The sequence below is a fragment of the Amycolatopsis sp. NPDC104863 genome (assembly GCF_055582965.1).
Genome location: NZ_JBVJOW010000010.1, coordinates 40,134 through 66,181 on the forward strand (window position 1 = coordinate 40,134; position 26,048 = coordinate 66,181).

At 71.9% G+C, this 26,048-nt stretch carries 26 protein-coding genes; 14 read left to right on the forward strand and 12 right to left on the reverse strand.

Annotation, left to right across the window (positions count from 1 at the left end; genetic code table 11):
* Positions 1 to 74: 74 nt before the first annotated feature.
* A complete protein-coding gene (locus ACZ63J_RS41475; RefSeq protein WP_004559006.1) occupies positions 75 to 320 on the forward strand; it encodes an acyl carrier protein in 246 nt (81 codons plus the stop codon).
* 28 nt (positions 321 to 348) lie between these two features.
* A complete protein-coding gene (locus tag ACZ63J_RS41480) occupies positions 349 to 1,599 on the forward strand; it encodes a beta-ketoacyl-[acyl-carrier-protein] synthase family protein (RefSeq protein ID WP_465340360.1) in 1,251 nt (416 codons plus the stop codon).
* Between the two features lie 51 nt (positions 1,600 to 1,650).
* Here the strand turns inward: ACZ63J_RS41480 and ACZ63J_RS41485 are convergent, their stop codons facing one another.
* The gene (locus ACZ63J_RS41485; protein ID WP_465407405.1) at positions 1,651 to 2,244 is read right to left on the reverse strand and encodes a hypothetical protein; all 594 of its coding nucleotides are present in this window, start codon (positions 2,242 to 2,244) and stop codon (positions 1,651 to 1,653) included.
* A gap of 111 nt (positions 2,245 to 2,355) precedes the next feature.
* Complete coding sequence (locus tag ACZ63J_RS41490; protein ID WP_465314411.1) at positions 2,356 to 2,859, reverse strand: DUF3145 domain-containing protein; 504 nt, start codon at positions 2,857 to 2,859, stop codon at positions 2,356 to 2,358.
* Between the two features lie 212 nt (positions 2,860 to 3,071).
* On the opposite strand from ACZ63J_RS41490, the gene ACZ63J_RS41495 reads away from it, so the two are divergent.
* Complete coding sequence (locus ACZ63J_RS41495; protein ID WP_465407407.1) at positions 3,072 to 5,675, forward strand: hypothetical protein; 2,604 nt, start codon at positions 3,072 to 3,074, stop codon at positions 5,673 to 5,675.
* 3 nt (positions 5,676 to 5,678) lie between these two features.
* Here ACZ63J_RS41495 and ACZ63J_RS41500 read toward each other — a convergent pair whose 3' ends face one another.
* Complete coding sequence (locus ACZ63J_RS41500) at positions 5,679 to 7,073, reverse strand: dihydrolipoyl dehydrogenase family protein (protein WP_465407409.1); 1,395 nt, start codon at positions 7,071 to 7,073, stop codon at positions 5,679 to 5,681.
* Between the two features lie 138 nt (positions 7,074 to 7,211).
* Here ACZ63J_RS41500 and ACZ63J_RS41505 point away from each other — a divergent pair, with 138 nt between their 5' ends.
* Positions 7,212 to 7,703: an Lsr2 dimerization domain-containing protein gene (locus tag ACZ63J_RS41505; protein ID WP_465407411.1), complete on the forward strand. Its 492-nt coding sequence runs from the start codon at positions 7,212 to 7,214 to the stop codon at positions 7,701 to 7,703.
* 18 nt (positions 7,704 to 7,721) lie between these two features.
* Here the strand turns inward: ACZ63J_RS41505 and ACZ63J_RS41510 are convergent, their stop codons facing one another.
* The 5 genes from ACZ63J_RS41510 to ACZ63J_RS41530 all read right to left on the reverse strand — a co-directional run bounded on the left by ACZ63J_RS41510 (position 7,722) and on the right by ACZ63J_RS41530 (position 12,106).
* Positions 7,722 to 8,450 (reverse strand): lipoate--protein ligase family protein, encoded by a 729-nt coding sequence (locus tag ACZ63J_RS41510; RefSeq protein ID WP_465407413.1) that lies wholly within the window; start codon positions 8,448 to 8,450, stop codon positions 7,722 to 7,724.
* Positions 8,447 to 9,835, reverse strand: coding sequence for an NAD(P)(+) transhydrogenase (Re/Si-specific) subunit beta (locus tag ACZ63J_RS41515; RefSeq protein ID WP_465340354.1), 1,389 nt, complete (start codon positions 9,833 to 9,835; stop codon positions 8,447 to 8,449). The genes ACZ63J_RS41510 and ACZ63J_RS41515 overlap by 4 nt, the downstream gene beginning before the upstream one ends.
* Positions 9,832 to 10,134 carry an NAD(P) transhydrogenase subunit alpha part 2 gene (locus ACZ63J_RS41520; protein WP_465407496.1) on the reverse strand — a complete coding sequence of 101 codons (303 nt, stop codon included), beginning with the start codon at positions 10,132 to 10,134 and terminating at the stop codon, positions 9,832 to 9,834. The genes ACZ63J_RS41515 and ACZ63J_RS41520 overlap by 4 nt, the downstream gene beginning before the upstream one ends.
* Before the next feature lie 82 nt (positions 10,135 to 10,216).
* The gene (locus tag ACZ63J_RS41525; RefSeq protein WP_465407415.1) at positions 10,217 to 11,329 is read right to left on the reverse strand and encodes a Re/Si-specific NAD(P)(+) transhydrogenase subunit alpha; all 1,113 of its coding nucleotides are present in this window, start codon (positions 11,327 to 11,329) and stop codon (positions 10,217 to 10,219) included.
* Between the two features lie 123 nt (positions 11,330 to 11,452).
* Positions 11,453 to 12,106: a TetR family transcriptional regulator gene (locus ACZ63J_RS41530; RefSeq protein ID WP_465407417.1), complete on the reverse strand. Its 654-nt coding sequence runs from the start codon at positions 12,104 to 12,106 to the stop codon at positions 11,453 to 11,455.
* 93 nt (positions 12,107 to 12,199) lie between these two features.
* Here ACZ63J_RS41530 and ACZ63J_RS41535 point away from each other — a divergent pair, with 93 nt between their 5' ends.
* The 5 genes from ACZ63J_RS41535 (at position 12,200) to ACZ63J_RS41555 (ending at position 16,714) form a co-directional block, all read left to right on the forward strand.
* Positions 12,200 to 13,267 (forward strand): ferredoxin reductase, encoded by a 1,068-nt coding sequence (locus ACZ63J_RS41535; protein WP_465407419.1) that lies wholly within the window; start codon positions 12,200 to 12,202, stop codon positions 13,265 to 13,267.
* Between the two features lie 11 nt (positions 13,268 to 13,278).
* Positions 13,279 to 14,388, forward strand: coding sequence for a fatty acid desaturase family protein (locus ACZ63J_RS41540; protein ID WP_465407421.1), 1,110 nt, complete (start codon positions 13,279 to 13,281; stop codon positions 14,386 to 14,388).
* Between the two features lie 7 nt (positions 14,389 to 14,395).
* A complete protein-coding gene (locus ACZ63J_RS41545; RefSeq protein ID WP_257921124.1) occupies positions 14,396 to 14,596 on the forward strand; it encodes a hypothetical protein in 201 nt (66 codons plus the stop codon).
* Positions 14,597 to 14,746: 150 nt separating this feature from the next.
* Complete coding sequence (locus ACZ63J_RS41550; protein WP_465407423.1) at positions 14,747 to 16,060, forward strand: sensor histidine kinase; 1,314 nt, start codon at positions 14,747 to 14,749, stop codon at positions 16,058 to 16,060.
* Positions 16,061 to 16,069: 9 nt separating this feature from the next.
* Positions 16,070 to 16,714: a response regulator gene (locus ACZ63J_RS41555; protein ID WP_465340346.1), complete on the forward strand. Its 645-nt coding sequence runs from the start codon at positions 16,070 to 16,072 to the stop codon at positions 16,712 to 16,714.
* On the opposite strand, the gene ACZ63J_RS41560 is transcribed toward ACZ63J_RS41555, so the two are convergent.
* Entirely contained in the window at positions 16,699 to 17,358 is a 660-nt protein-coding gene (locus ACZ63J_RS41560) for a TetR/AcrR family transcriptional regulator (RefSeq protein WP_465407425.1), read from the reverse strand. The two genes, ACZ63J_RS41555 and ACZ63J_RS41560, sit on opposite strands and share 16 nt — an antisense overlap.
* Positions 17,359 to 17,418: 60 nt before the next feature.
* Here ACZ63J_RS41560 and ACZ63J_RS41565 point away from each other — a divergent pair, with 60 nt between their 5' ends.
* The 3 genes from ACZ63J_RS41565 to ACZ63J_RS41575 are packed head-to-tail and all read left to right on the forward strand — an operon-like array spanning position 17,419 to position 19,413.
* The gene (locus tag ACZ63J_RS41565; RefSeq protein WP_465407429.1) at positions 17,419 to 17,793 is read left to right on the forward strand and encodes a cupin domain-containing protein; all 375 of its coding nucleotides are present in this window, start codon (positions 17,419 to 17,421) and stop codon (positions 17,791 to 17,793) included.
* Positions 17,790 to 18,992, forward strand: coding sequence for an MFS transporter (locus tag ACZ63J_RS41570; RefSeq protein ID WP_465407431.1), 1,203 nt, complete (start codon positions 17,790 to 17,792; stop codon positions 18,990 to 18,992). Before ACZ63J_RS41565 ends, ACZ63J_RS41570 begins: the two co-directional genes overlap by 4 nt.
* Positions 18,993 to 19,002: 10 nt before the next feature.
* A complete protein-coding gene (locus tag ACZ63J_RS41575; protein ID WP_465310716.1) occupies positions 19,003 to 19,413 on the forward strand; it encodes a secondary thiamine-phosphate synthase enzyme YjbQ in 411 nt (136 codons plus the stop codon).
* Here the strand turns inward: ACZ63J_RS41575 and ACZ63J_RS41580 are convergent.
* The gene (locus ACZ63J_RS41580; protein WP_465407433.1) at positions 19,351 to 20,355 is read right to left on the reverse strand and encodes a YhgE/Pip domain-containing protein; all 1,005 of its coding nucleotides are present in this window, start codon (positions 20,353 to 20,355) and stop codon (positions 19,351 to 19,353) included. The genes ACZ63J_RS41575 and ACZ63J_RS41580 overlap by 63 nt on opposite strands.
* Positions 20,356 to 20,459: 104 nt before the next feature.
* On the opposite strand from ACZ63J_RS41580, the gene ACZ63J_RS41585 reads away from it, so the two are divergent.
* Complete coding sequence (locus tag ACZ63J_RS41585) at positions 20,460 to 21,155, forward strand: HAD family hydrolase (protein ID WP_465340339.1); 696 nt, start codon at positions 20,460 to 20,462, stop codon at positions 21,153 to 21,155.
* A gap of 111 nt (positions 21,156 to 21,266) precedes the next feature.
* Entirely contained in the window at positions 21,267 to 23,381 is a 2,115-nt protein-coding gene (locus ACZ63J_RS41590) for a bifunctional lysylphosphatidylglycerol flippase/synthetase MprF (protein WP_465407435.1), read from the forward strand.
* Position 23,382: 1 nt separating this feature from the next.
* On the opposite strand, the gene ACZ63J_RS41595 is transcribed toward ACZ63J_RS41590, so the two are convergent.
* Positions 23,383 to 24,288: a DUF8017 domain-containing protein gene (locus ACZ63J_RS41595; RefSeq protein ID WP_465407437.1), complete on the reverse strand. Its 906-nt coding sequence runs from the start codon at positions 24,286 to 24,288 to the stop codon at positions 23,383 to 23,385.
* The gene (locus ACZ63J_RS41600) at positions 24,288 to 26,036 is read right to left on the reverse strand and encodes a proline--tRNA ligase (protein WP_465407439.1); all 1,749 of its coding nucleotides are present in this window, start codon (positions 26,034 to 26,036) and stop codon (positions 24,288 to 24,290) included. The genes ACZ63J_RS41595 and ACZ63J_RS41600 overlap by 1 nt, the downstream gene beginning before the upstream one ends.
* Positions 26,037 to 26,048 lie beyond the last annotated feature (12 nt).

A 26,048-nucleotide genomic window follows, 5' to 3' on the forward strand; every position in this document is an offset into this window, starting at 1 on the left:
CCACCGTTACGCTCCCCGCGGGCACTCGCCCGAGGGCACCCAGACCCAAGAAACACCGAGAAGGGAACTACCCCATGGCTGACAACGCTGAGATCCTCGCCGGCCTCGCCGAGATCGTCGAAGAGGTGGCCGGTGTGGCTCAGGACGACGTCACCGCCGAGAAGTCGTTCGTGGACGACCTGGACATCGACTCGCTGTCGATGGTCGAGATCGCCGTGCAGGCCGAGGACAAGTTCGGCGTCAAGATCCCGGACGACGAGCTCGCCAACCTGAAGACCGTGGGCGACGCCGTGAACTACGTGTCGGCCAACTCCAAGTAAGTCCTCTTCCCTCCTTGAGGAGACTCCCATGAGCAACATCGACGTCGTGATCACCGGTCTCGGCGCCACCACACCGCTCGGCGGGGACGTGACGTCCACGTGGGACGGTCTGCTGGCCGGGCGGAGCGGGATCCGGGCGATCGAGGCCGACTGGGTCGAGGAGCTGCAGCTGCCGGTCAAGATCGGCGGTCAGCTGGCCGTCGATCCGTCGGAGGTCCTCCCGCGGGTGCAGGCCCGCCGGCTGGACCGCTGCGAGCAGGTCGCGCTGATCGCCGCCCGCCAGGCGTGGGCCGACGCCGGGTACGCCGAGCCGACCGACGAGCACACCGACGTCGACCCCGACCGCCTCGGCGTGTCGATCGGCACCGGTGTCGGCGGCCCGGTCACCCTGCTCACCCAGAACGACCTGTTGCACCAGCAGGGTCTCCGCAAGGTGTCGCCGCTGACCGTGCCGATGCTGATGCCGAACGGCCCGGCGGCGCACGTGGGCATCGACCTGAAGGCGCGGGCCGGGGTGCATTCGCCGGCTTCGGCCTGTGCTTCGGGCGCGGAAGGCATCGCGAACGGCGTGGAGATGATCCGCTCCGGGCGTGCCGACGTCGTGGTCGCCGGTGGCGCCGAAGCGTGCATCCACCCGATCACGCTGGCCGGGTTCGCCCAGGCCCGCACGGTGTCCACGCGCAACGACGACCCGGGTGCGGCCTCGCGCCCGTTCGACGCCAACCGGGACGGCTTCGTCCTCGGCGAAGGCTCCGGCGTGGTCATCCTGGAGCGCGCGGACCAGGCGAAGGCCCGGGGCGCGCGGATCTACGCGACGATCGCCGGCCACGGCATCACCTCGGACGCCTACCACATCACGGGCAACCACCCCGAGGGCATCGGCCAGATCGCCGCCATGCGCGCGGCGATGAAGATGGCCGGGGTCACCCCCGCGGACGTCGGGCACGTCAACGCCCACGCGACGTCCACTGTGGTCGGTGACATCGGCGAGGCGGCGGCGATCCGCAACGCGGTCGGGGAACACCCGGTCGTGACGGCGCCGAAGGGCGCGCTCGGCCACCTCGTCGGCGGCGCCGGCGCGGTCGAGGGGATCATCACGATCCTGGCGCTCTACCACGGCATCGTGCCGGCGACCCTGAACCTGACCGACCTGGACCCGCGGGTGCAGCTGGACGTCGTGGCGGGCGAGGCCCGCAAGGTCGAGCTGACCGCGGCGATCAGCAACTCGTTCGGCTTCGGCGGGCACAACACGGCGCTGCTGTTCACCCCGGCGGCCTGAACGCACTGACGAACGAGAAGGGGCCCGGCTTCGGCCGGGCCCCTTCTCGTGTCAGCACTTTTCGTGTTCGGGCGGCGGGCCCTTGTCGACGGAGTCGATCTTCAGGGCGGACTTCTCGACGATCACGGGCAGCACGAGCCGCCACTTGATGCACGGCTCGGGGAAGAACGGGGGCGCGTCCTCGCGTTCCTGGACGCTGGTGAACCCGACCAGGACCCGCAGCGACGAGCCCGAGCCGCGCTCGATCCGGTAGACGAGCGCGTCACTGTCCTTTGTGGTGCGGACGCCGTTCTTCCAGGTCGTCTGCGACTGCTCCGCGATGCGCTGGGCGCTGACGACGGCCGTCCACTGCGCGTACTGCTTGGTGTTGATGGCGTCGAAGTACTGCTGCAGCAGCTTGCGGACGGCGTCGGCCTGCGGGTGCGCCCGCGCGTCGTCGGTCATCCCGACGGCGTCCGCCGCGGCCGGTTCACCGCCGCTGGCCGAGGACGGCGCCGACACCGAAGAGGACGTGTCGTCGGCAGGCTGGTCCGGCCGGCGGTAGAGCTCGCGAGCGAGCAGGCCGGCACCCACGGTCACGGAGAGCACCACGACCACGACGGGCACCAGCCAGCGCTGGCGGGAGCTGGGGGCGGGGCTGGTCACGCCCGGAAGCGTACCGGCCCCGGCCGCGCGGGACTCCGGGCCCGGACGCGCGAGCGGCCCGGCGCGCCGGGGATCACCCGAGGTCGCGCCGGGCCGCTCGCGGGAAACCGGTCAGCCCACCTGGTGCAGCCAGGTCACCGGAGCGCCGTCGCCGGCGTGGCGGTAGGGCTCGAGCGCCTCGTCCCAGCCCGCGGCGAGGAGTTCGTCGAGCTTGTGCGCGAGGGACTCACCCCCACGGGTCATGGCGACGAGGGCGCGCAGCTGGTCTTCGCCCACCACGATGTCCCCGTTGGCGCTGGTCCGCCCGTGCCACAGGCCGAGGCCGGGCGCGAAGCAGAACCGTTCGCCGTCGAGGCCCGCGCTGGGCTCTTCGGTGACTTCGAACCGAATCATCGGCCACGCCTTGAGGGCGGACGCCAATCTGGCGCCGGTGCCCGCGGGCGCGCGCCAGCCGCATTCGGCGCGAAGCTGACCCGGACTGGCCGGCTGCGCCGTCCACTTCAGGTCAACGCGGGCACCCAGGGTGCCCGAAATAGCCCACTCGACGTGCGGACACACCGCAGACGGCGACGAGTGGACGTACACCACACCTCGGGTGCTGCCACGGGTGCTCACTGCTACCTCCGCTTGTAACTCGACGAGGGACGTCTTCCCCTACGCCCTGAATCGAGTTGCAGCGCGGCCTCAGTGCGGCTCCCGAATACCGCCTCCGATGCGTTGTAGCACATTCTGCACCCCAACCGTGCTGTTTGGCCACATGAACACCACAAGTCACCCAGGGCCCCACTTTCGGTGGGCCTGCGGCCGCGTCGTCCCCGTGTCGCACGATGGATACCACCACGCGCGCTAGCGTGATGACCCGGAACGACGAGCAGGGAGGGGTTTCGGTGCGACTGGTGCGCCTGGAGCGGCAGCAGTCCCGGGTGGCCGACGACGTCCGGGCGGCGCTGGCGTCCCTGGGCCGCGGCAGCACCGTCGTCGGCGGGATCGCGCTGGTCGGGGTCGGCTCGGTGACCGAGCGCCCGATCGAAGCGGTAGTCCTGTTGCCACACGGGGTGATCATCGTGATCGGCGTCGACCTCCCGGACCCGGCGCTGCGCCTGGAAGCCCCGCTGGGGGCGGAGTGGAAGGCGGACGGCTGGCCCCTGGTCGCCGACGACGACGCGGTCAACCCGGCGACGGAGGCATTGGACCTGTCCCAGGCGTGCGAGCAGCGCATCGTGTCCCTGGTGCCGGGAACGGCCCCGGTGGGGACGATCGTCGCGGTAGGACCGTACGTGGAGACGGTCGACCAGCCGGCGGGCGACCTGGCGGGCCCGGTCCGCGTCCTGCACCCGACCCCGACCACGATGCTGGCGGCGACGGTGTCGTTGGCCACGGCCCACCGGCCCCGATCGGTGGACCAGGTGCGGGCGTTGATCCGGGGGTTGGCGCCGGAGGCTCCGGAGCTGTCGGACGAGGTTTTGCTGGGGGAAGGCTTCAGCCGCTTTTCGGACGACTCGCCCCCGGAGTCCCTTTGGGACAGTGGGGCGGCGGTGTCTGGGTCTTCTGGGGCGGGTTCTCGTGCGCCGGGCTCTCCTGCGCCGGGCTCAGTGGCGGCCGGATCGGTTGCACCCGCGCCGACTGTGCCGAGTTCACCCGCGCCCGGCTCGCCGGCGGCGAGTGCGGCTGCGCCGGGGTCGTTGGCGGGCGGTTCACCCGGTCTGGTGGCGTCGAGCGGAGCCGATTGGCGGACCAAGACACCGGCTTCGGCGGTCGGCGCTGCTTCGAAACCGGACCTTTCTGCCGCCGTGCCCGCGATTTCTGCCGCTTCCGAGGTCGCTCCGGACTCAGCTGCGCCCCAGGCGAGCACGAATTCTGCCGTCTCGAGTGGCTCTCTCCCGGCCGAAACGCGGCCCGAGGCTGCGAAAGCGGGCTCTTCCGCAGCAGATCCCGCGCCTTTCGCTGCGGAGCCGGCTGCCGAGCGCACCGAGGTTCTCTCGTCCCCCACCGAGGACAAGGTCGAACCGGCGGAAACTCCCGCCCTGCCGGTGTTCCCCGGCACCGAGTCTTCCGCGCGCCCCGCGGCTCCCGCCACGGAAACCGAGCGGACCGAGTCCCTCGAAGCCCCGGACGCCGAGCAAACCGAGACTCTCCGCTTCCCCGGGAGCGCCCGACCTCAGCCCACCCGGCCCGCCGAACCGGCGCAATCCACCGGAGCGACCGAGCCCGACGGAGCGACCGATCCCGCCGGATCCTCCCGAACCGCCGGGTCGACCGAACCCGCCGACCCGGAGCAGTCCACCGAACCGACCGAGTCCACCAATTCGACTCAGCCCGCCGAACCGGCGCAACCCACCGAACCGAACGAACCCGCCGATTCGACTCAGCTCGCCGAACCGGCCCAGGCCGCCAAGCCAACTCCGCCAGCGGAGCCCACCTCAGCCGCCGAGTCCACTTCGGCCACCAACGCAGTCCAGCTCCCCTGGCTCCCAGAGCCGGCCAACTCCTCCCCCGCAGCCGAGCCGACCCAAGCCAGCGACCGCTCCCGAGCCGCCGGTCCGGCCGAGCCCGTCCGGGCCACCGAGCCGACCCAGCCCGCCGAGTCCACCAACGCGGCCCAACTCCCCTGGCTCCCGAAACCGGCCGGTTCCTCCCCCGCCGCCGAATCCGCCAACGCCGCCCAACTCCCCTGGCTCCCCAAGTCGGCCAGCCCGTCCCCCACAACCGAGCCCGCTCAAGCCGCCAAGTCCACTCCGGCCACCGGACCCGCGCACCCCCTCGGACCGCCGTCCTTCCCCACCCCCCGGCCGCGCCCCGAACCTGCGCCCCGCACCGCCACTCCGGCCTCACGGACCGTCCGCTGGCTCCCCCTGGCCGCCATCGCGCTGCTCGTCGTCCTGGTCGTCGCCGCGATTGCCGTCGCCACCACCGGGGATGACACCGCCGCCGCACCCACTGGCCCGCCCACTCCCGCCACTCAGCCGCCCGGCTCCTCTCCCAGCGCCGCTCCCGTCGAGAGCCTTCAGTTCGCCCTGCGCGCCGCCGGGGGTGACCAGCGGTGCGCCTCCCATGCCTTCGGGGATGCTCAAGCCAGCCTTCAGCAGACCAGCTGCGCCGGCGTGCGGCGGGCGAGCTACGCCGCCACCATCGATGGGCGGGCCGGGGCCGTCACCGTCGGGATCGTGCAGTTTCCCGATGCCGCTCAGGCCGCCGACTTCAAGGCCGTTGCCGACACTCCCGGCGGGGGCGGCATCCTCGACCTCGCCACCGAGACCGGCCAGTGGGGCGCCACCCAGCCACCCCGCTTCGAGAACGCCGCCTACGCCAGCAAGGTCGAAGGCACCTCCGTACGGCTGGTGCAGGCCGTCTGGGCGCCGGGACCGTCCACTCCGGACGATCCCGGCCTCACCCGGGCCGCAAAAGCCGCCCTGGACCTGCCTGCCCGGTAACCCTCAGAGCCCGTACGCCTCGAGCAGGCGCAGCCACACCTCGCTGATCGTCGGGAACGACGGCACCGCGTGCCACAGGCGGTCCAGCGGCACCTCGCCGACGATCGCGATCGTCGCCGAGTGCACCAGCTCTGAGACGTCCTGGCCGACGAACGTCACGCCGAGCAGGACGTTCCGCTCGGTGTCGACCACCATCCGGGCCTTGCCCGTGTACCCGTCCGCGTGCAGGGACGAACCCGCCACCGCGATGTCGATGTCGACGACGCGGTCGGCCGAGCCGGGCCGGGCGTCCGCCAGGCCGACCGCCGCCACCTCCGGGTCGGTGAACACCACCTGTGGGATCGCGTGGTGGTCGGCCGTCGCGGTGAACGGGCTCCACGGCGAAGCCGACACCGGCTTGCCCGCGGCCAGCGCCGCCACCGTGTCGCCGGCCGCGCGGGCACCGTACTTGCCCTGGTGGGTGAGCGGGGCCCGGCCGGTGACGTCGCCCGCCGCGTACAGCCAGCCACCGTCCACTGCGGACACGCGGCCGGTGTCGTCGACCTCCAGCGGGCGCCCGGGCTCGACGCCGAACGCCTCCAGGCCGAGCCCGGCCGTCGCGGGACGGCGGCCGGTCGCCACCAGGAACTCGTCGACGACGACCGTCTCGCCGTCCTTCAGCGCCAGCTCGGTGCCGGACTTCCCGGCCGTGACCCGCTCGACGCCCGACTCCGTGTGCACGTAGACCCCGGCTTCGCGCAGCCCGTGCAACACGAGGTCGCCGGCGAACGCGGCGTTACGCGGCAGCGGCCGCTCGCCGGTGATCACCAGGTGGACCTCCGAGCCGAGCGACGCGAACGCCTGCGCCATCTCGACGCCGACCACCCCGCCACCCAGCACGCCGAGGCGGCCGGGCACCGACGAAGCCGACGTTGCCTCCCGTGAGCCCCACGGCTCGATCGTGTCGAGCCCGGGGATCGACGGCCGGCTCGGCACGCTGCCGGTGCAGACGATCACCGCGTGCCGCGCGGTCAGGACGCGGTCGCCGCCGACGGTCACCTCCCGCTCACCGGTGATCTCGCCGTGCCCGCGGACCGGCTCGATGCCGGCGCCGCGCGCCCACTCGACCTGGCCCGAGTCGTCACCCTTGCCGGTGAACCAGTCACGGCGGGCGAACACCGCGGCGGGGTCGATCTTGTCGCCGACCGGCACCCCGGGCACGCGCTTGGCCGCCGCGAGGAGATTTCCGGGCCGCAGCAACGCCTTGCTCGGGATGCAGGCCCAGTACGAGCACTCGCCGCCGAAGCGTTCGTGCTCGACGAGGGCGACCTTCAGGCCGCCACGGGCCGCCCGTTCGGCGGCCACCTCCCCCACCGGACCCGCGCCGACCACCACTACGTCAAAAGTCTGTCCAGACATGGGTTCAGCGCACACCACCACGCGGGATCGCGCAAGCCAGCAGTTATCCTCGTCAGGAAGCTGCAAGACATCGGCGGCACCGGGTGCCGTCGGGCCCGGTGCGCGCGAACAACCACGTTCGAGCACGGGAGGTTTGTCGTGGCCAGAAACACGGCTGTGCGGGTCCTGGACGATCTGACCGGGGACCCCGCCGGCGAGACGGTCGGGTTCTCGCTGGACGGCATCGACTACGACATCGACCTTACCTTCGCCAACGCCGAGGCGCTGCGCGAGCTGCTGCAGCGCTACGCCGACGCGGGCCGGCGCGCCGGCGGCCGCAAGCGCCGGCCGCGGATCGTCCCGGGCGCGAAGAAGACCAAGGCGAAGGCCGCCCCCAAGACCGCGAAGCCGGTCGCCGGCCGCACGGCCACGGCCGCCAAGACGACGGCCGCCAAGACCACCGCAGCGAAGACCACCGCGGCCAAGACCACCCCGAAGGCCGCCCCGGCGAAGGCGACCCGCGCGAAGACCACGGCGAAGGCCGAGCCCGCGAAGACCACCCGCACCCGCAAGGCGGCGGAGCCGAAGAAGACCACCCGGGCGACCGCGCGGAAGGTGCCCGGCGTCACGTTCTCGGCCGCCGAGCAGTAAGTCCACAGTAGACAGAAGTCAAGCGCGCTGGGAACCGTCCGCGTGCCAGGCCGGGTACCGGTAGCGGGTGTGCAGCAGCGCCCGCTGCCGGGCCAGCTCGGCCGCCGACGGCGGGCGCGGCACCAGCGTGCCGAGCAGCTGCGTCGCCGCCGCCCGCACCGCCGCCTCGACCGCCGGGAAGCCGGGCCGCAGCCCGTGCTCGGCCAGCGACGCCACCGGGCTGCGGTGGGAGTCGAGCGGGCGCGGATCCGGCGGCGCGCTGGTCAGGTAACGCCCGACCAGCCCCGCCGACGTCTCGACCAGCAGCGTCGAGTGCGCGAGCAGCCCGGTCTTGGTGCGGAACACCGCGAACCCGCACAGCTTCGCCTCGCCGACGAACAGCCCGCGGTCGCCGATCCGCGGCACCAGCCCGAGCTGGTCGACGGCGGCGCTCATCACCTGGCCGAGCGCTTCCAGCGGCCGGTCGGCGGGCCCCGGCAGGACCAGCGTCACGTTCAGGTTGCCCGGGTCGTGGAACACCGTGCCGCCGCCGCTCGCGCGCCGCAGCACCGGGACGCCGTCACGCGAGCACGCGTCGACGTGCACCTCGCGCGCGATCCGTTGCCCGCGGCCCACCACGACGCAAACCGGGTTGCGCCAGAGCCACACGACCGGTGACTCGGGCGCAACCCGGAGGAGCGCTTCGTCGAAAGCGAGGTTCTCGGCCGGATCGGTGAACGCCGCGCGCACGTCCGACCCGGTTGTCATAACGCTTTGAGTTCCTCCACGATCTCGCCCACCGACGACTTGGCGTCCCCGAAGAGCATGCTGGTCTTCGGATCGTAGAACAGGTCGTTGTCGATGCCGGCGAAGCCCGAGCTCATGCCGCGTTTCAACACGATCACGGACCGGCTCTCGTTGACCTTGAGGATCGGCATCCCGTAGATCGGCGAGCTCGGGTCGGTCTGCGCCGCCGGGTTCGTGACGTCGTTCGCGCCGATCACCAGCGCGACGTCGGTCTGGCCGAACTCGGAGTTGATCTCGTCCATCTCCTTGAGCTGCTCGTAGGGCACGTCGGCCTCGGCGAGCAGCACGTTCATGTGCCCGGGCATGCGCCCGGCCACCGGGTGGATGGCGTAGGCGACCGAAATACCCTTCTTCTCCAGCAGCTTCGCCATCTCGCGCACGGTGTGCTGCGCCTGCGCCACGGCCATGCCGTAGCCGGGCACCACGACGACCTTGCTGGCGTACGCCATCTGGATCGCCGTGTCGGCCGCGCTGGTCGAGCGCACCGGGCGCGCTTCCTTCGTCCCGCTGCCAGCCGCGACCGCCGGGCCGCCGCCGAAGCCGCCCGCGACGATCGCCGGGATGGACCGGTTCATCGCCTTGGCCATCAGGTTGGTCAGGATCGAGCCGGACGCGCCGACGATCATGCCGGCCACGATCAGCGCCGTGTTGTCCAGCGCGAGGCCCATCGCCGCGGCCGACAGGCCGGTGAACGCGTTGAGCAGCGAGATCACGACCGGCATGTCCGCGCCGCCGATCGGCAGCACGACGGTGAGGCCGAGGATGCCGGCCGCGACGAGCAGCCCGACGATCAGCAGCCACGAGTCTCCGCCGGCGATGATGCCCACCGCGCACGCGAGGGCGATCAGCAGGAGCAGCGCGTTGACCGGCTGCTGCAGCTTGCCCATCGTGATCGGGCGGCCGCTGATCAGCTCCTGCAGCTTGCCGAACGCGACGTTCGAGCCCCAGAAGGAGATCGAGCCGATGATCGCGGCGAACAGCGACGCGATCGCGATGTACGTCGGCTCGTGCGCGTAGCCGTCGGTGGAGTTGAACTCGACCCACGCGATGAGCGCGACCGCGCCGCCGCCGACACCGTTGAACAGGGCCACCATCTGCGGCATCGCGGTCATCTTGACCTTGCGCGCGGACGGCACGCCGACCACCGCGCCGATCGCGACGCCGAGGACGATCAGCAGCCAGTTGCCCATGCCCGGGGTGAGCAGGGTGGCGATCACGGCGATGCCCATGCCGACCGCGGCGATCCAGTTGCCGCGGACCGCGGTGCGCGGGCCGGTCAGGCCCATCAGGCCGTAGATGAAGAGGGCGAACGCGACGATGTAGAGGATCGCGACGAAGTCGGTCACTTGTCCTCCTCCTCGCCCGGCGCGGGCTTCTTGGCCTTGAACATCGACAGCATCCGGTCGGTGACCAGGAAGCCGCCGACGACGTTGATCGTGCCGAAGGCGATCGCGATCACCAGCAGGATCTTGTTGAACACGCCGTCGACGCCGAGGCCGAGCACGACCAGCCCGCCCAGCAGCACGATGCCGTGGATGGCGTTGGTGCCGGACATCAGTGGCGTGTGCAGCGTGTTGGGCACCTTGGAAATGACGGCGAAGCCGACGAACCCGGCGAGCACCAGCACCGCCAGGTTCTGCACCAGTGGGCTCACGCGCCCACCTCGCTGGAGCTCGGTGCGCCGTTCGCCGAAGGCGCGGTGTTGAATGGTTCGCTCGCCAGCTCGCTCACGAAGTGCTCCCTTCGCGCCCGGCCACGCAGGCACCGGCGACGATCTCGTCCTCGAAGTTCAGCTCCAGCGCGCCTTCCTTCGTCACCAGCAGCTCCAGCAGCTCGGTGACGTTGCGGGCGTAGAGCTCGCTGGCGTGCGAAGGCATTTCGGCGGGCAGGTTCAGCGGGGACGAGATGGTGACGTCGTGCTCCACGACGTCCTCGCCCGGCTTGGTCAGCTCGCAGTTGCCGCCGGTCTCGCCGGCGAGGTCGACGACCACCGACCCGGCCGGCATGCCCTTGACCGCGTCCGCGGTGACCAGGGTCGGCGCCTTGCGGCCCGGCACCAGCGCGGTGGTGATCACGACGTCGAACTTCGTGATCGCCTCGGTGAGCCGCCGCTGCTGCTCCTCGCGCTCCTCCGCCGTCAGCTCGCGGGCGTACCCGCCTTCGCCGACCGCTTCGATGCCGAGGTCCAGGAACTGCGCGCCGAGCGACTTGACCTGCTCGGCGACCTCGGGCCGCACGTCGTAGCCGGTGGTCTGCGCGCCGAGCCGTTTCGCGGTGGCCAGCGCCTGCAGGCCGGCGACGCCGGCGCCGAGCACCAGCACCTTCGCCGGCGGCACGGTGCCCGCCGCGGTGGTGAGCATCGGGAAGAAGCGCGGGAGCTTCTGCGCCGCGAGCAGCACGGCGCGGTACCCGCCGATGCTGGCCTGCGACGACAGCGCGTCCATCGCCTGCGCCCGGGAGATCCGCGGAACCGCCTCCATCGCGAACGCCCGCAGGCCCGCTTCGTCGAGCTTCGCGAGCCCCTCCGGGTTGCCGCGCGGGTCGAGGAAGCCGATGAGCACGGCGCCCCGGCTCAGCTTGGCGATCTCTTCCGGCGCGGGTGGGTTCACCTTGACGACGACCGACGCGCCCCACGCGTCGCCGAGTTCGGCGCCCGCTTGGGTGTACGCGTCGTCACTCAGGTGCGCCCCGGCCCCGGCGCCCGGTTCGACGAGCACGCGCAGCCCGCGCTGCACGAGTCTCCCGACCAGTTTGGGCACCATGGCCACCCGGCGCTCCCCGGGGCGTGACTCGGCCACCACGCCCACGGTGAGCTGCTGATCCTGTTCGCTGTCCGCCACACGACCTCCTCATCGGCGAGGCACGATCCGTGGGTTGTACCACGCCGGACCGACAGTCCCCAGTGACGTGGGTCGCAAGTCTCGGGGATGTGCCAGAAGATACGAGCGTTGTGCCGGAAACGTTCAGCTCGTTTTCCAATGCGGGATCCCGAGCAGGACCAACCGCAGCCGTTTTTCCGCCGTTCCGGTGATTTTTGCGTCTTCACCAGGGCGCGCTTCCAGCAGTTCCACCGTCGTGGTGATCATTACGGAAACGATCAAGTCGGCCAGCATGTGCAGGTCTTCGGTGCTCCACGCCCGCAGCGGCGTGAACCGGGCGAGGTCGATCGCGAGATCACCGGAGAACATCCGCAGTTCGACGGCGATGGCGCGGGCGAGCGGGCCGCCGCCGTAGCGTTCGCGGGTGAGGAACCGGAAATGGTCCTCGTTCGCCCGGACGAATTGGTGCACGGTGGCGACCGAAGCGCTGATCATCCCCCGGTAGGTGTCCGGGTCGCTGCGCGCCGAGCGCATCATGCCGCGCAGGGTGCGGGTCGCTTCTTCGACGAGCGCGACGCCGAGCTCCTCCATCGAGGCGAAGTGCCGGTAGAACGCCGTCGGCACCAGACCGGCGCCCTTGGCGACCTCACGCAGGGAAAGGCTCGCGAACGGGCGGTCGGCCAGCAGCTCCAGTGCGGTGTCCAGCAACGCCTGGCGCGTGCGCTGCTTGCGCTCCTGGCGGCTCACGGGCTCTTCGGACACAGGGTCCAGCGTACGGATGTCCACCGCGTTGCTCACGTCACATCCTCCGCGTCCTTCGTTGACACGCAGTCCACTCCTGCAGTGCACTGTTGAGTGCACAGTCGTTCACTGTAATCGAGGAGGTCTCCGATGACGGCGCTCATCCCCCGGCGGGTGCGCAGCCTGGCCTCGCTGGCCGAAGCGCTGCTGACCCCGCACGGGATGGACCGCTACCTGGAGCTCGTCGACCCGATGTTGGTCCGCCGCGAGATCCGCGGCCTGGTCACGGCGGTGCGCAAGCAGACACCGGACACCGTCACGCTCACCGTGCGGCCCAGCCGCGCGTGGCCCGGCTTCACCGCCGGCCAGTACGTCCGCCTGCAGGTGGAGATCAACGGCGTCCGGCGCACGCGCTGCTATTCACCGTGCGGTTCGCAGTACGACGGTGAGCTGGAGTTCACGGTCAAGGAGCAGGGCCTGGTCTCCGGGCACCTGAACCGCGCGATCGGCGCCGGCTCGGTGGTCGGTCTGTCCACTCCGGACGGCACGTTCACGCTGCCGGCCACCCGGCCCGGGCGGGTGCTGCTGATCGGCGGCGGCAGCGGGGTCACGCCCGTGCTCGCCATGGTGCGCACCCTGGTCGCCGAGGGGCACGCCGGCGAGATCGTGTTCCTGCAGTACTCGAACGGCCCGGCCGACGCGCTCTACCGCACCGAGCTGGCCGAGCTCGCCGCCCGGCACCCCGGGCTGAAGGTCGTGCACGCCTACACCCACACCCAGGGCGGGGACCTGCACGGGTTCTTCTCGCCGGAACATCTCGAGCGCGTCGCACCGTGGCACCGCGACGCGGAGGCGTTCGTCTGCGGCCCGAAGCCGCTGATGGACGCCGTGCGTGACCAGCTGGGTGAACGGGTGCACACCGAAGAGTTCACGCCGCCGGCGTTGACCTTCGACACGGCGAACGCCGAGGGGCAGGTCCGGTTCAAGCGCAGTGGCCGGGAGTGCGCCAACTCCGGGAAGCCGTTGCTGGAGCAGGCCGAGGAAGCGGGCCTGTCGCCGGAACACGGCTGCCGGATGGGCATCTGCTTCTCCTGCACCCAGCTCAAGACCGCCGGCCGCGTCCGCAACGCCAAGACGGGCGAGGTCTCCGGCGAAGAAGACGAAGAAATCCAGCTCTGCATCTCCGTCCCGGTCGGGGACGTCGAGATCGACGCTTAGGGAGAACCGCCATGACCGGTCTGCAGGACCGCCTGACCCCGGAACAGGTCGAGGAGTTCGGCCGCGAGCTCGACGCGCTGCGGCAGCGGACCGTCGACAGTCTGGGCCAGGAAGACGTCGACTACATCCACGGCATCATCAAGACCCAGCGCGGCCTCGAGGTCGCCGGCCGGGCGCTGTTGTTCGCGGGGTTCTTCCCGCCCGCGTGGCTCGCCGGTGTCGGCGCGCTGTCGGTGGCGAAGATCCTCGACAACATGGAGATCGGCCACAACGTCATGCACGGCCAGTACGACTGGACGCGCGACCCGGCGCTCAGCTCGCAGCGTTTCGAGTGGGACACCGTGGCGCCGGCCGAGAACTGGCGGCACTCGCACAACTACATCCACCACACGTACACGAACATCCTCGACAAGGACCGCGACGTCGGGTACGGGATCCTGCGGATGGACACCGCCCAGAAGTGGCACCCGTACTACCTGGGCAACCCGGTGTACGCGACGCTGCTGGCGCTGTTCTTCCAGTGGGGCGTAATGCTGCACGACCTCGAGGTCGAGAACGTCGTCAAGGGCGAGCGGTCGTGGGCCGACAACGCGCCGGTGCTCCGGCGCATCCTGCGCAAGGCGTCGCGGCAGGTCGGCAAGGACTACGTGCTGTTCCCGCTGCTGACCGGGCCGCTCGCGCCGCTGACCTTCGCCGGCAACGCGACCGCGAACCTGGTCCGCAACCTGTGGTCGTTCTCGATCATCTTCTGCGGCCACTTCCCGGCCGACGTCGAGAGCTTCACCGAGGAGGAGACCGCTTCCGAGTCCCGGGGCCAGTGGTACCTGCGCCAGATCCTGGGTTCGGCGAACATCTCCGGCGGCCCGCTGTTCCACATCATGAGCGGCAACCTGTCCCACCAGATCGAGCACCACCTGTTCCCGGACATCCCGGCGCGCCGCTACCCGGAGATCGCCGGCGAGGTGCGCGCGATCTGCGAGAAGTACGGCCTGCCGTACCACACGGGCCCGTTGCGCAAGCAGCTCTGGTCGGTGGCGAAGAAGATCGTGAAGCTGGCTCTTCCGCAGAGTTCGCCGTCGCCGGTTACCGTGGAACCCGACCGGCAGCTCCGAGCAGCGTGAGGGTGACATGGTGGGCCAGTTCGAACGAGACAAGGACACCCTGCAGGTGATCACCGAGTCCGCCGCGACCCACGTCGGCAACATCGCCTCGATCATCACGGGAGCGATCCGCGACATCGCCCGCGAGACCGGCGACTGGCTGACCGACGTGATCGAGATGCGCGAGGCGGCACAGAAGGCCCGGGACGACGACCCGGACGCCCCCTGACCGACGGCGGGTGCGGGCCACCTTGTGGATGCAGGGTGGCCCGCGCCCCTTTCGGGCACCAGAACTGTCGGTGCCCGCCGGTAGCGTGGAAAACGGGGGCGCCCCCGCGGGCCGAGGGGTGAACCCGGGTCCGGCCCGGGGGAAAACCGGATGGGCACCACCGCCCCCGCGGGCGAGACTGGCACCGTGACCAGCCTCGACGTCCCTCGCCCCCACCCCTTGCGCCGCACCTTCGGGCCGCTGGCCTCGCGGGACTTCTGGGCCGAGTACCTCTGGCTCTGGCTCTCCGCCCCGCTGACCCTCTTCGCCCTGGTCAGCTTCCTCGTCCTGCTCGCGCTCGGGCTCTGGCTGACGCCGATCCTGCTCGGCTTCCTCGTGCTCGCCGGGGCCATCCTCTACGCCCGCGGCCTCGGCGGCGCCCACCGGCGACTCGCCCGCGCACTGCTCGGCGTCAGCGTGCCCGTTCCGCGGCGGCCGGAGCTGAAGCCCGGGCTCTGGGCCTGGGTGCGGGCCCGCGTCGGGGATCCGGCGGGCTGGCGCGCCGCCGGTTACCTGCTGCTTCGCCTTCCCCTCACCCTCGTCGGGTTGTTCACGGTCTTCGCCGCGACCGTCTACGGCCTGGCCGCCACGACCTACAGCTTCCTGTGGTTCCCGCTCGGCGAAGAGAACCTGCCGGTCTTCGGCATCCGCGCCGAAAGCTGGCCCGGGTCGCTGGCCTGGACGGCGTCCGGGCTGCTCGTGCTCATCGCGCTGCCGTGGGTGACGCACGCTTTCGTCGCCCTCGACCGGCTGCTCGTCGTGGGCCTGCTCGGCGAACGCGTGCTTTCGGAACGGGTCCGCGACCTGGAGGCGAGCCGCGCGACGGCGGTCGAGGACTCGGCGCTGCGGCTGCGGCGCATCGAGCGTGACCTCCACGACGGCGCGCAGGCCCAGCTCGTCGCGCTGGCGATGAAGCTCGGCCTGGCCAAGGACGAGCTGAGCGCCGACGAGCTCGACCTCGCCCAGGTCAGGCAGCTGGTCACCGCCGCGCACACCAACGCCAAGCAGGCCCTGACCGAGCTGCGCGACCTCGCCCGCGGCATCCACCCGGCCGCCCTGGACGCCGGGCTCGACGTCGCGCTCGCCACCCTGGTCGCGACGTCCGGGATCGACGCGCGGGTCGTGGTCGAGCTGCCGCGCCGGCCGCCGCCGTCGCTGGAGACGATCGTCTACTTCAGCGCCGCCGAGCTGCTCACGAACGCCGCGAAGCACGGCGGCCGGGGGACGGTCGTCGAGGTCACCGAGGACCGGGACGTCCTGTGGCTGCGGGTGCGCGACCACGGCCCGGGCGGCGCGCGGGTCGTGCCCGGCGGCGGGCTGGCCGGGGTGGCCGAGCGGCTGCGGACGGTCGACGGCCGGCTGGTGGTGACGAGCCCGCCCGGTGGTCCGACCGAAGTGACCGCGGGAGTACCGCTGCCCCGCTAGGGTCTGCGCATGCGGATCGTCATCGCGGAGGACTCCACCATCCTGCGCCACGGCCTCGTCGAGCTGCTGACCTTCCGCGGCCACGAGGTCGTCGCCGCGGTGAAGGACGCCGACGCGCTGCGGGCCGCGGTCGAGGAGAACACCCCCGACGTGTCCATTGTGGACATCCGAATGCCGCCGACGCACACCGACGAAGGCCTGCGCGCGGCGATCTCGCTGCGCCGCGAGTCGCCGGGCCGCGCGATCCTGCTGTTCTCCCAGTACGTCGAGACGAAGTACGCGGCCCAGCTCCTGGCCGACCGCGCGGGCGGCGTCGGCTACCTGCTCAAGGACCGCGTCGCCGAGGTGTCGGACTTCCTCGACGCGCTGCGCCGGGTCGCGGACGGCGAAACGGTGCTGGACCCCGAAGTCGTCAGCCAGCTGTTCTCGGCGACGCGCCAGACGGACGCGCTCAGCGGGCTGACGCCGCGCGAACGCGAAGTGCTGGGCCTGATGGCGGAAGGCCGTTCGAACTCCGCGATCGCCGGAAACCTGTTCCTCTCGGCGGGTTCGGTGGAGAAGTACGTGACGTCGATCTTCGGCAAGCTCGGCCTGCCACCGTCCGAAGGGGACAACCGCCGGGTGCTCGCGGTGTTGCGCTACCTGGATTCCTGAGCCAGCAACCCGTCCACGAAGGCCCGCAGCCCGCGCGGGAACGTGTCCCGCGCGGTCAGCTCCGGCCAGCGGCTCCCGATCGCGGCCAGGCTGGGGAACTCCGAAGCGTCCAGGGCCGCGAAAACCGTGTCGCGGTACCGAGGACGCTCCTCCCCCGCGCGCCGCCCGGCGCGGACGCGGATCAGGATCTCGCCCACGATGAAGTACCAGACGTCCCGGTACAGCTCGACGGCCCGCTCGGGCCCGAGCCCGCAGCCCAGCGCGCCGCCGACGATGGCCTCGACCATCCACAGCGCGGACTCGCCGAGGAGGTCGTCGGCCGTCAGCACCTCCACGGCCTGCGGCCACGCGGCCAGCGAGTCGTGCATGACGGTGGCCGCCACGATGATCCGCTCGCGCGGGTCCGCGGGCAGCTCGGGGCGCGGGAGCTGGGCGGCGTAGTAGTCGAGGAGCTGGACCAGCAGGTCGTCCTTGTCGCGGACGTGGTGGTAGAGCGTCGTCGCGCCGACCCCGAGCTCGGCGGCCAGCCGTCGGACCGTGAGCTTCTCCCAGCCGTCCCGGTCGAGGATCGCCCGCGCCGCTTCGAGGATCTGCGGGCGGGACGTCGTGGGAGGCCGTCCGATGCGGCCGGAGGGGCGGGGCACACCCCCATCATGCCGTGAACCCGGTCGACAGGTCCGCTCGGCCGATGCTACTTTCGGAACATGTTCGAAAACTACGACCTGTTCAAGACCCTGATCCGACTCCGTGAAGGCGGCGTGGCCGACTCCGTCGACCGCCGCGAAGGCTTCACCGGCGGCGAGAGCCTGTGGACCGTCGGCGCGTTCCACGCCGAGAGCGACCGGTCCGTGCACGCCGACCACTGGGAGCGCCACCCCCACGGCCACGAGGTGCTCGTGGTGCTCTCCGGCGCGCTGCGCGTCCACCTGCGCGGCGAGGGGCACGTCGCCACCCTGACCGCCGGGCAGTCGTTCATCGTCCCGCCCGGCCGCTGGCACCGGCTGGCCGTCGAGGAGCCCGGCGACCTCATCTCCATCACGCCCCGCGCCGGCACCGAGCACGAACGGGCCGGGGCATGAGACGCCCGATCCTGGTCGCCTGCCTGGCGGTGTTCGGGCTGATGGCGGGCCAGCAGCTGCTCAACCCGATCCTGCCGCCGCTGGCCCGCGAGTTCGGGTTCAGCGAGCTGGCGCTGGGCGCGGTCTGGGCGGTCGGCGGCGCGGGTGTGGTGCTGGCCAGCCCGTTCTGGGGCCGCCGGACCGCGCACTGGGGGCACCGGCCGGTCCTGCTGGTCTCGCTGGTCGGAGCCATGCTCGGCTTGCTCGGATTCGCGTTGGTCGCCCAGGCCGGGCTCAGCGGATCCCTCGCCGTGCCGGTGCTGTTCGCGGGGGTCCTGCTCACCCGCGGCATCGTGTTCGGCCTGGCCTGGGCCGCCACCCCGGTGACGGCGCAGTCCTACATCGCCGACATGACGTCGGGCCCGGCCGAACGGGTGCGCGGGATGTCGATGTTCGGCGCGGCCCAGGGCCTCGCGCTCGCCGTCGGCCCGGCGCTCGGCGGTGTCCTGAGCCTGACCGGCAACCTGCTCGTGCCGATCTACGCGGCGCCGGTGATCCTGGCCGTGATCGCCGTGGTCATCACGCTCATGCTGCCGAAGCCACCGAAGCGGGAATCCCGGCCGGTGACAGTGAAGGTCAGCCCGTTCGACCGGCGCATGTGGCCGTTCCTGACCCTCGGGTTCGGCCTGTACCTGGCGCTCGCGATCGTCCTCATGACGATCGGCTTCCTGGTGCAGGACCGGCTGCACCTCGCCGCGTCGGACACGAGCCGCGTGACGAGCCTGGTGATGCTGGCCGGCGCCGGGATGATCATCCTGGTCCAGGTGCTGGCCGTCCCGCGGCTGGGCTGGCCGCCGCTGCGGCTGGTCCGGGTGGGCGCGGTCGTGATGACCGGCGGCATGCTCGTGGTGGTCGTCGCCCCGAGCGGGCTGTTGCTCGGCGCAGGGGTGGCCGTGCTGGGGGCGGGCATGGGCTTCGCGACACCGGGGTTCATGTCCGCGCCGACGTTGCTGGCGAGCCGCGAAGAACAAGGCGCGGTCGCCGGGCTGATGGGCTCCAGCAGTGCGCTCGCGTTCATGGGCGGCCCGTTGCTGGGGACCGGGCTGTACGAGATCGCTCCCGCCGTCCCGTACGTCGCCGGCGCGGTGCTGCTGGCCGGGCTGGCGGTCTTCGCGTTCACGATGCGCCGCGAGCCCGCGAAGGTGCTCGTCGCTCCCTAGGCTGGGGCGCATGTACTCCACCGAGATCGAGGTCCGCACCGGCGCGGAAGCCGTCGTCCACGACCTCACCCACGAGGCCGAGGCGTTCCTGCGCGACGCCGACGCGACCGACGGGCTGCTGCACGTCTGGGTCCCGCACGCCACCGCGGGCCTGGCGATCCTCGAGACCGGCGCGGGCAGCGACGAAGACCTGCTGACCGCGCTCGACGAGCTGCTCCCCCGCGACGGCCGCTGGCGGCACCGGCACGGGAGCCCGGGTCACGGCCGTGACCACGTGCTCCCGGCGCTGGTGCCGCCGTACGCCACGATCCCGGTGCTCGGCGGTGTGCTCGCGCTGGGCACCTGGCAGTCGGTGTGCCTAGTGGACACCAACCTCGACAACCCGGTCCGGCGCGTCCGCTTCAGCCTCCTGGCGGGCTGACCGGCCCGGCCACAGCACCACCAGCAGCCCCGCGGCGAGCAGGGCGCCGAGCACCCAGACACCGGTCGCGACGTCGGGTGCGCCCGGCACCCCCTGCAGCAGGCTGCGCAGGCCTTCGGCCGAGAAGCGGAACGGCGTCCACGACCACAGCAGCGCGCGGTAGGCCGGGTTCAGCAGCTCCGGCACCTGCCCGGCGACCGCGGGCGCGACCAGGTACAGCGGGCCGAGCACGGCCATCGCGCGCAGGCCGAGCAGCCGCAGCAGCCCCGCCTGCACCGCGGCGAACGCCGTCGCGGCGAGGAAGACGAACCCGAGGACGTTCCCGTCCAGCGGCAGCGCCGAGTCCCACAGCGCGAAGAATCCGGCCACGGCCGCCGTGACGAGCACCCCGGCCGCGATGACCTGCAGGAGCCGCGCGCCCGCGCCGACCGTGCGGCCGGTGCGCTTCGCCAGCTGCGTCAAGGCGAGTCCCGCGACGAGCGCGCCGATCCAGGCCAGCGCGGACGCGGCCAGCGGCGCCGTCCGGCCGGCGAGGCTCACCGGGTGCAGCACCTCCTGCTTCGGCGCGGCGGCCAGCGCCGACGCCGCCCCGGTCAGCGCCTGCTGCGCGACCTGCGTGCCGGCCGGGTTGACCGCGCCCGACGTCACGACCGTCGCGGACGGTCCCGGCCCGAGTTCGAGCACGCCGTAGACCTTCTTGTCCTCCAGGAGCTTCCGCGCTTCGGCCGGGGTCGCGATCGTCCAGTCGAGCTGGCCGCCGCCGTGCGCGGCGATGCGTTGCGCGACTTCGGGTGGCGCGGCGACCGCGACCGGGACGTGGTCCGGCGCGACGGTCGCCTGCGCGCCGAAGGTCAGGAACCCCAGCACCACCGCCACCAGCGCGCCGGCCACGGCGGCGACCAGGGCGAGCGCCCCGGCGGGGCGCCGGACGGGAGCAGACATGACAGCCTCCATTTATTCGTCACGTGTTGAATTGATGCCAAGGTACGACGGCTCCCCCAAGAAGTCAACGCGTGTTGAATAGTGATCCCGGTAACCTCGAACCCGTGACGAAGACGCGGCTGGTGCTCTGGGACATCGACCACACGCTGGTGGACTTCGCCGGGCTCGGCATCGACTGGTACGCGGCCGCGTTCACCGCGGCGACCGGCGCCACCCTGCGTGTGCACCCGGTTTTCGGCGGCCGGACGGAGCTCGCGACCACCACCGAACTGCTCACCTCGAACGGCTTCGAACCCGGCGAGGCGACGATCCAGGCGGTGTTCGCGGCCCTGGTGGCGGAGTCCGAACGCGCCGAGCACCGGTTCGCGGCCGAGGCGCGGGTCCTGCCCGGCGCGGCCGAGGCGCTGACCTCGTTCGCCGGCCACGACCACGTCGTCCAGACGCTCGTCACCGGCAACCTGCCGGAGATCTCGCGGCACAAGCTCGCCGCGTTCGACCTGCTGGAGCACCTCGACCTGGAGATCGGCGGGTACGGCGAGCTGTCGGTGCACCGCCCGGACCTGGTGCCGCACGCGGTGGGGCTCGCCGCGGCCAAGCACAGCGCGACGTTCGAAGCCGACGCGGTCGTCGTCATCGGCGACACCCCGAACGACGTCCAGGCGGCGCTGCACAACGGCGCGGTCTCCGTCGCCGTGGCGACCGGCCGCTACAGCGCCGAGGAGCTGCGGGCGGCGGGCGCGCACACGGTGCTGCCGGATCTGGCCGACACCGACGCCGTCCGGGCGGCCGTCCTCGGCTGAGCGTCGTCCTTCGGAGGGGGATGTCCCTCAGCCGAAGGGACGACTCCCCTAGGGGAAATCTCGCTCTGCCGTCGGATGTCCGCGGCGGCGCGGCTCGCAAGACTCTTCTTCATGACTGAAGCAGCGTCGGCGGCCGGGCCCGCCGGAGGGGGACGCATCCGCACGACGGTGGCGGTGCTGAGACAGCGCCTGCCGTTCACCAGCGGTGTTGTGCTCGCCATGCTCGTGCTGGCCGTCGCGACCGGGGCGCTGTGGAGCGCCACCGAAGACCGCGCGGCCTACCCGTTCGTCGCCTACGGGCTGCCGTCGCTGGAGGTCGGGCGGTGGTGGACGATGGTCGTCGGCCCGTTCTTCGCCGTCATCCCCTGGTACTACCTGCCGATGGTCGGCAGCTTCGCGCTCTTCGCGGGCTTCGCCGAGTGGCAGCTGGGGACGCGCCGCGCGATGGCCGTGACCATCGGCGGCCAGCTCGTCTCCGTGCTCGTCGCGACCCAGTTCCTCGCGCTGTGCCGCAACTCCGGCTGGCTGTGGGCCGAGCGCATGGCGGGCAGCCTCGACGTCGGCTTCTCCGGCGGCGCACTCGCCGCGGTCGCGGTCGCCAGCGCGACGCTGCGGCCGCCGTGGGCGCTGCGGCTGCGGGCCGGGCTCTGCGTGTACGCCGGGGTCGCGATCGTCTACGTCGGCACGCTGGCCGACCTCGTGCACTTCTTCGCGCTGCTGCTGGCGATCCCGCTCGGAAGCCGGCTGGTCGGCAACCGGCGGGCGCCCTCGGCCGGGCCCAACCCGCGCGAGTGGCGGCTGCTGGCCGTCGCCGGCCTGCTGCTGCTCACCATGGCCGAAGTGGTCATGTTCCTGGTCCCCGGCGACGGCCCGTTCGGCTCCACGGAAGGGGTTTCGCTGTCGGCGCCGGAGCTGGCGGTCCTGGCGCTGCTCGTCGTGCCGATGCTCAACGGGCTGCGCAAGGGCGGCCGCGTCGCGTGGCGGTGGGCCGTCGCGCTCTCGGTTTTCGTGACGCTGCAAGGACTCGCGGCCGCGACGGTCATCGGGCTGGCCGACGTCTTCGGCGCGGACTACGACACCACGGGCCTGCCGCTGTTCTTCGTGGACAATCTCTTGTGGACGGTCGAGCTGGGTGTCCTGATCGCCGCCCGGCACGCGTTCCGGGTGCCTTCCCGGCGCCGGTCGCGCCGCCACGCGCAGGGTCCGGGCGTGGCGCTGGCCCGCACGCTGCTGGGGCGCCACGGCGGAAGCACGTTGTCGTGGATGACAACCTGGCCGCGTAACACGTACTTCGTCCGCGAAGACGGCCGTTCGTACCTCGCCTACCGCCGCCACGCGGGGGTCGCGGTGGCGCTCGGCGACCCGATCGCCCCGGACGGCACGGCGGCGGCCACGGTCCACGAGTTCACGGCGATGTGCGAGAACTCCGGCCTGGTGCCGTGCGTGTTCTCGGCGACGGAAGCGACGGTCGAGGCGACGCGCGAGCTCGGCTGGCAGCACGTCCAGGTGGCCGAGGACAACGTGCTCGACCTCGAGGGCCTGGAGTTCCGCGGCAAGGCGTGGCAGGACGTCCGGTCCGCGCTGAACAAGGCCGCCAAGCAGGACATCGACTTCCGGCTGGTCCGCTTGGCCGACCAGCCGGAACCCATTCTCGCCCAGGTCCGCGCGCTGTCGGAGGAGTGGATGGCGGACAAGGCGATGCCGGAAATGGGCTTCACCCTCGGCGGCCTCGACGAGGCCATGGACCCGGCGACCCGAGTCGGCCTGGCGGTGGACGCGGAGGGCACGGTCCACGGCGTGACATCGTGGCTCCCGGTGTACACGGGAGCGGGCAAGGTGGGCGGCTGGACGCTGGACGTCATGCGCCGCAGCCCCCACGGCTTCCGTCCGGTGATGGAGTTCTTGATCGCGTCGGCGTGCATGGCGTTCCGCGAGGAGGGCGCAAGGTTCGTGTCCCTGTCGGGCGCCCCATTGGCCCGGAGTGCCTCCGGCGGCCCGGCGCGTCCGGTGGACCGGGTGCTGGAGTCGCTGGGGCGCGTGATGGAGCCGTACTACGGGTTCCGCTCGCTGCACGCGTTCAAGGCGAAGTTCCAGTCTCGGCACGTTCCGTTGTACCTGGCGTTCCGTGATGAGGCCGACCTGCCGCGGATCGGGCTGGCGCTGAGCCGGGCTTATCTGCCGGACGTGCGGCTGCGGGAGCTGGCGAAGCTGGCGCGAAAGCGCTGAATCAGCGGCGCGTGGTCGGCGGCGGAGTGGTGGTGCTCCGGTCCGCCGCCGGCACGAACCGGTAGCTCTTCAAGATCCCCACCAGATCATCCCGGATCGTCGGCCCACCGCGATCACTGTCGGCATACGCCACCACGACACCGGACGCGCTCCCGGTGCCGAACGCCATCGCGGCGACCAGTGCGTGCTTGGCCGCGCACCGGTCCGGGTCGGTCGGGACCACCTCGGCGACCACGATCCGGGCCGGCGCCTTCGTGCCGTCGGCCTTCGTGACCTGGGCGTCGGTCCCCGCGTCCGGCGTCACCTGGGCCAACGGCCCGTTGTCCGGGCTGTACGCGCTCACACCCAGATCCGTCACGGCCTTGCGCGCGGCCTCCCCGGCGTCGCCGACCGGCTGGGTTGTCACGCCCGCGCCGCCCAGGTTGGCCTTCTCGCAGAAGTTCTCACCCAGGAACGCGCTCGTGATCAGCCGGATCCCGGGCGTCGCGGCGGTCTTCTCCCAGCCGTGCAGCGTGCCGGGCTCGGGCTTCCAGGCCGGTGGGACGTCGTAGGCGTACGAGCCGTCGCGCGCCGCGACGGACTGCCAGCCGCTCACCGCCGCCGGCACCACCACCTGCGGCCACGGCGTCACGACCACCGGCGTCCGCGGGGCGGGTGGCGACGCGGGCCGGTGCGACTTGCCGACGCCCAGCGCGTTCAGCACCCCCGCGACCAGCGCGATGAGCACCAGCCCGAACCACGGCGCCCGCCGCCACTTCAACGGCTTCGCGGCAGGACGGATCCGCTTCGGCGCCGCGCGCGGCGGCTCCGGCGCGTCCGCGGGTTCGTAACCGCCGAACCCGCGGAGCGCCGCGTTGTCCTCGTACCCCGGCGTTGTGTCGTCAGCGCGCCGGGAGAACGGGCCCATCAGGACCGGACGAGCTTGACCAGGTGCTCGACGACGGCGTCGACCGCGATTTCCTCGCGCTCGCCGGTCCGCCGGTCCTTGACCTCGACGACCCCGTTGGCCAGCCCGCGCCCGACCACCAGGATGGTCGGCACGCCGACCAGCTCGGCGTCGGCGAACTTCACGCCCGGCGTCGCCTTGCGGTCGTCGAGGATGACCTCGATGCCCGCCGCGTCGAGGTCGGCGGCGATCTTCTCGGCGCCGGCCGCGACCGTCTCGTCCTTGCCCGCGATGACGATGTGCACGTCGAACGGCGACACCTCGCGCGGCCAGATGATGCCGAGCTCGTCGTGGTTCTGCTCGGCGAGCACGCCGACCAGCCGCGAGACGCCGACGCCGTAGGAGCCCATCGTGATCCGGATCGGCTTGGAGTCGGGGCCGAGCGCGTCGAGCTCGAACGCGTCCGCGTACTTGCGGCCGAGCTGGAAGATGTGCCCGATCTCGATGCCGCGCGCGGCGACCAGGGTGCCGTGGCCGTCCGGCGACGCGTCACCCTCGCGGACCTCGGCGGCCTCGATGGTGCCGTCCGGGGTGAAGTCGCGCCCGGCGAGCAGGTCGACGACGTGGTGGTCGGGCTTGTCCGCGCCGGTGACCCAGGCAGTGCCGGCCACGACCCGCGGGTCGGCGAGGTAGCGCACGCCGTTGTCCTGCAGCGCCTTCGGGCCGATGTAGCCCTTGACGAGGAACGGGTTCGCCTTGAAGTCCGCCTCTTCGAGCAGCGCGACGTCGGCGGGCTCGAGCGACGCTTCGAGGCGCTTCATGTCCACTTCGCGGTCACCGGGGAGCGCGACGCAGACGAGCTCCCACTCCTTAGCGCCCGGCTGACGCGTCTTGAGCATGACGTTCTTCAGCGTGTCCGCGGCGGTGAAGGTGCGGCCCAGGCCGGCGTTGTTGAGGAAGTCGACCAGCGTCTCGATGGTCGGCGTGTTCGGCGTGTGGTGCACCTGCGCCTCGGGCCGGCCCTCGATCGGCTGCGCGGGCGGCGCGGGCGTGACGACGGCTTCGACGTTCGCCGCGTAGCCCGACTCGGTGCTGCGGACGTAGGTGTCTTCACCGGTCTCGGCGACCGCGAGGAACTCCTCGGACGCCGAGCCGCCCATCGCGCCCGACGTCGCCTTCACCACGACGTACTCGAGGCCGAGGCGGTCGAACAGCTTCGTGTAGGCGGCGCGGTGGGCCTGGTAGGAGCGCTCGAGGCCCTCGTCGTCGAGGTCGAAGGAGTAGGAGTCCTTCATGACGAACTCGCGGCCGCGCAGGATGCCGGCGCGAGGGCGCGCTTCGTCGCGGTACTTCGTCTGGATCTGGTAGAGCGTGACCGGGTAGTCGCGGTACGAGCTGTACTCGCCCTTCACGGTGAGGGCGAAGAGCTCCTCGTGCGTCGGGCCGAGGAGGTAGTCGGCGCCCTTGCGGTCCTTCAGGCGGAAGAGGGCGTCGCCGTACTCGGTCCAGCGGCCGGTGGCCTCGTAGGGCTCCTTCGGCAGCAGCGCGGGGAACTGGATCTCCTGCGCGCCGATGGCGTTCATCTCTTCGCGCACGACGTTCTCGATGCGGCGAAGCACGCGCAGGCCCAGCGGCAGCCAGGAGTACCCGCCCGGCGCGACGCGGCGGACGTAGCCGGCGCGCACCAGGAGCCGATGGCTCGGCACCTCGGCGTCCGCCGGGTCCTCACGCAACGTGCGAAGGAACAACGACGAAGTCCTGGTGATCACTGCGGGTCTCCC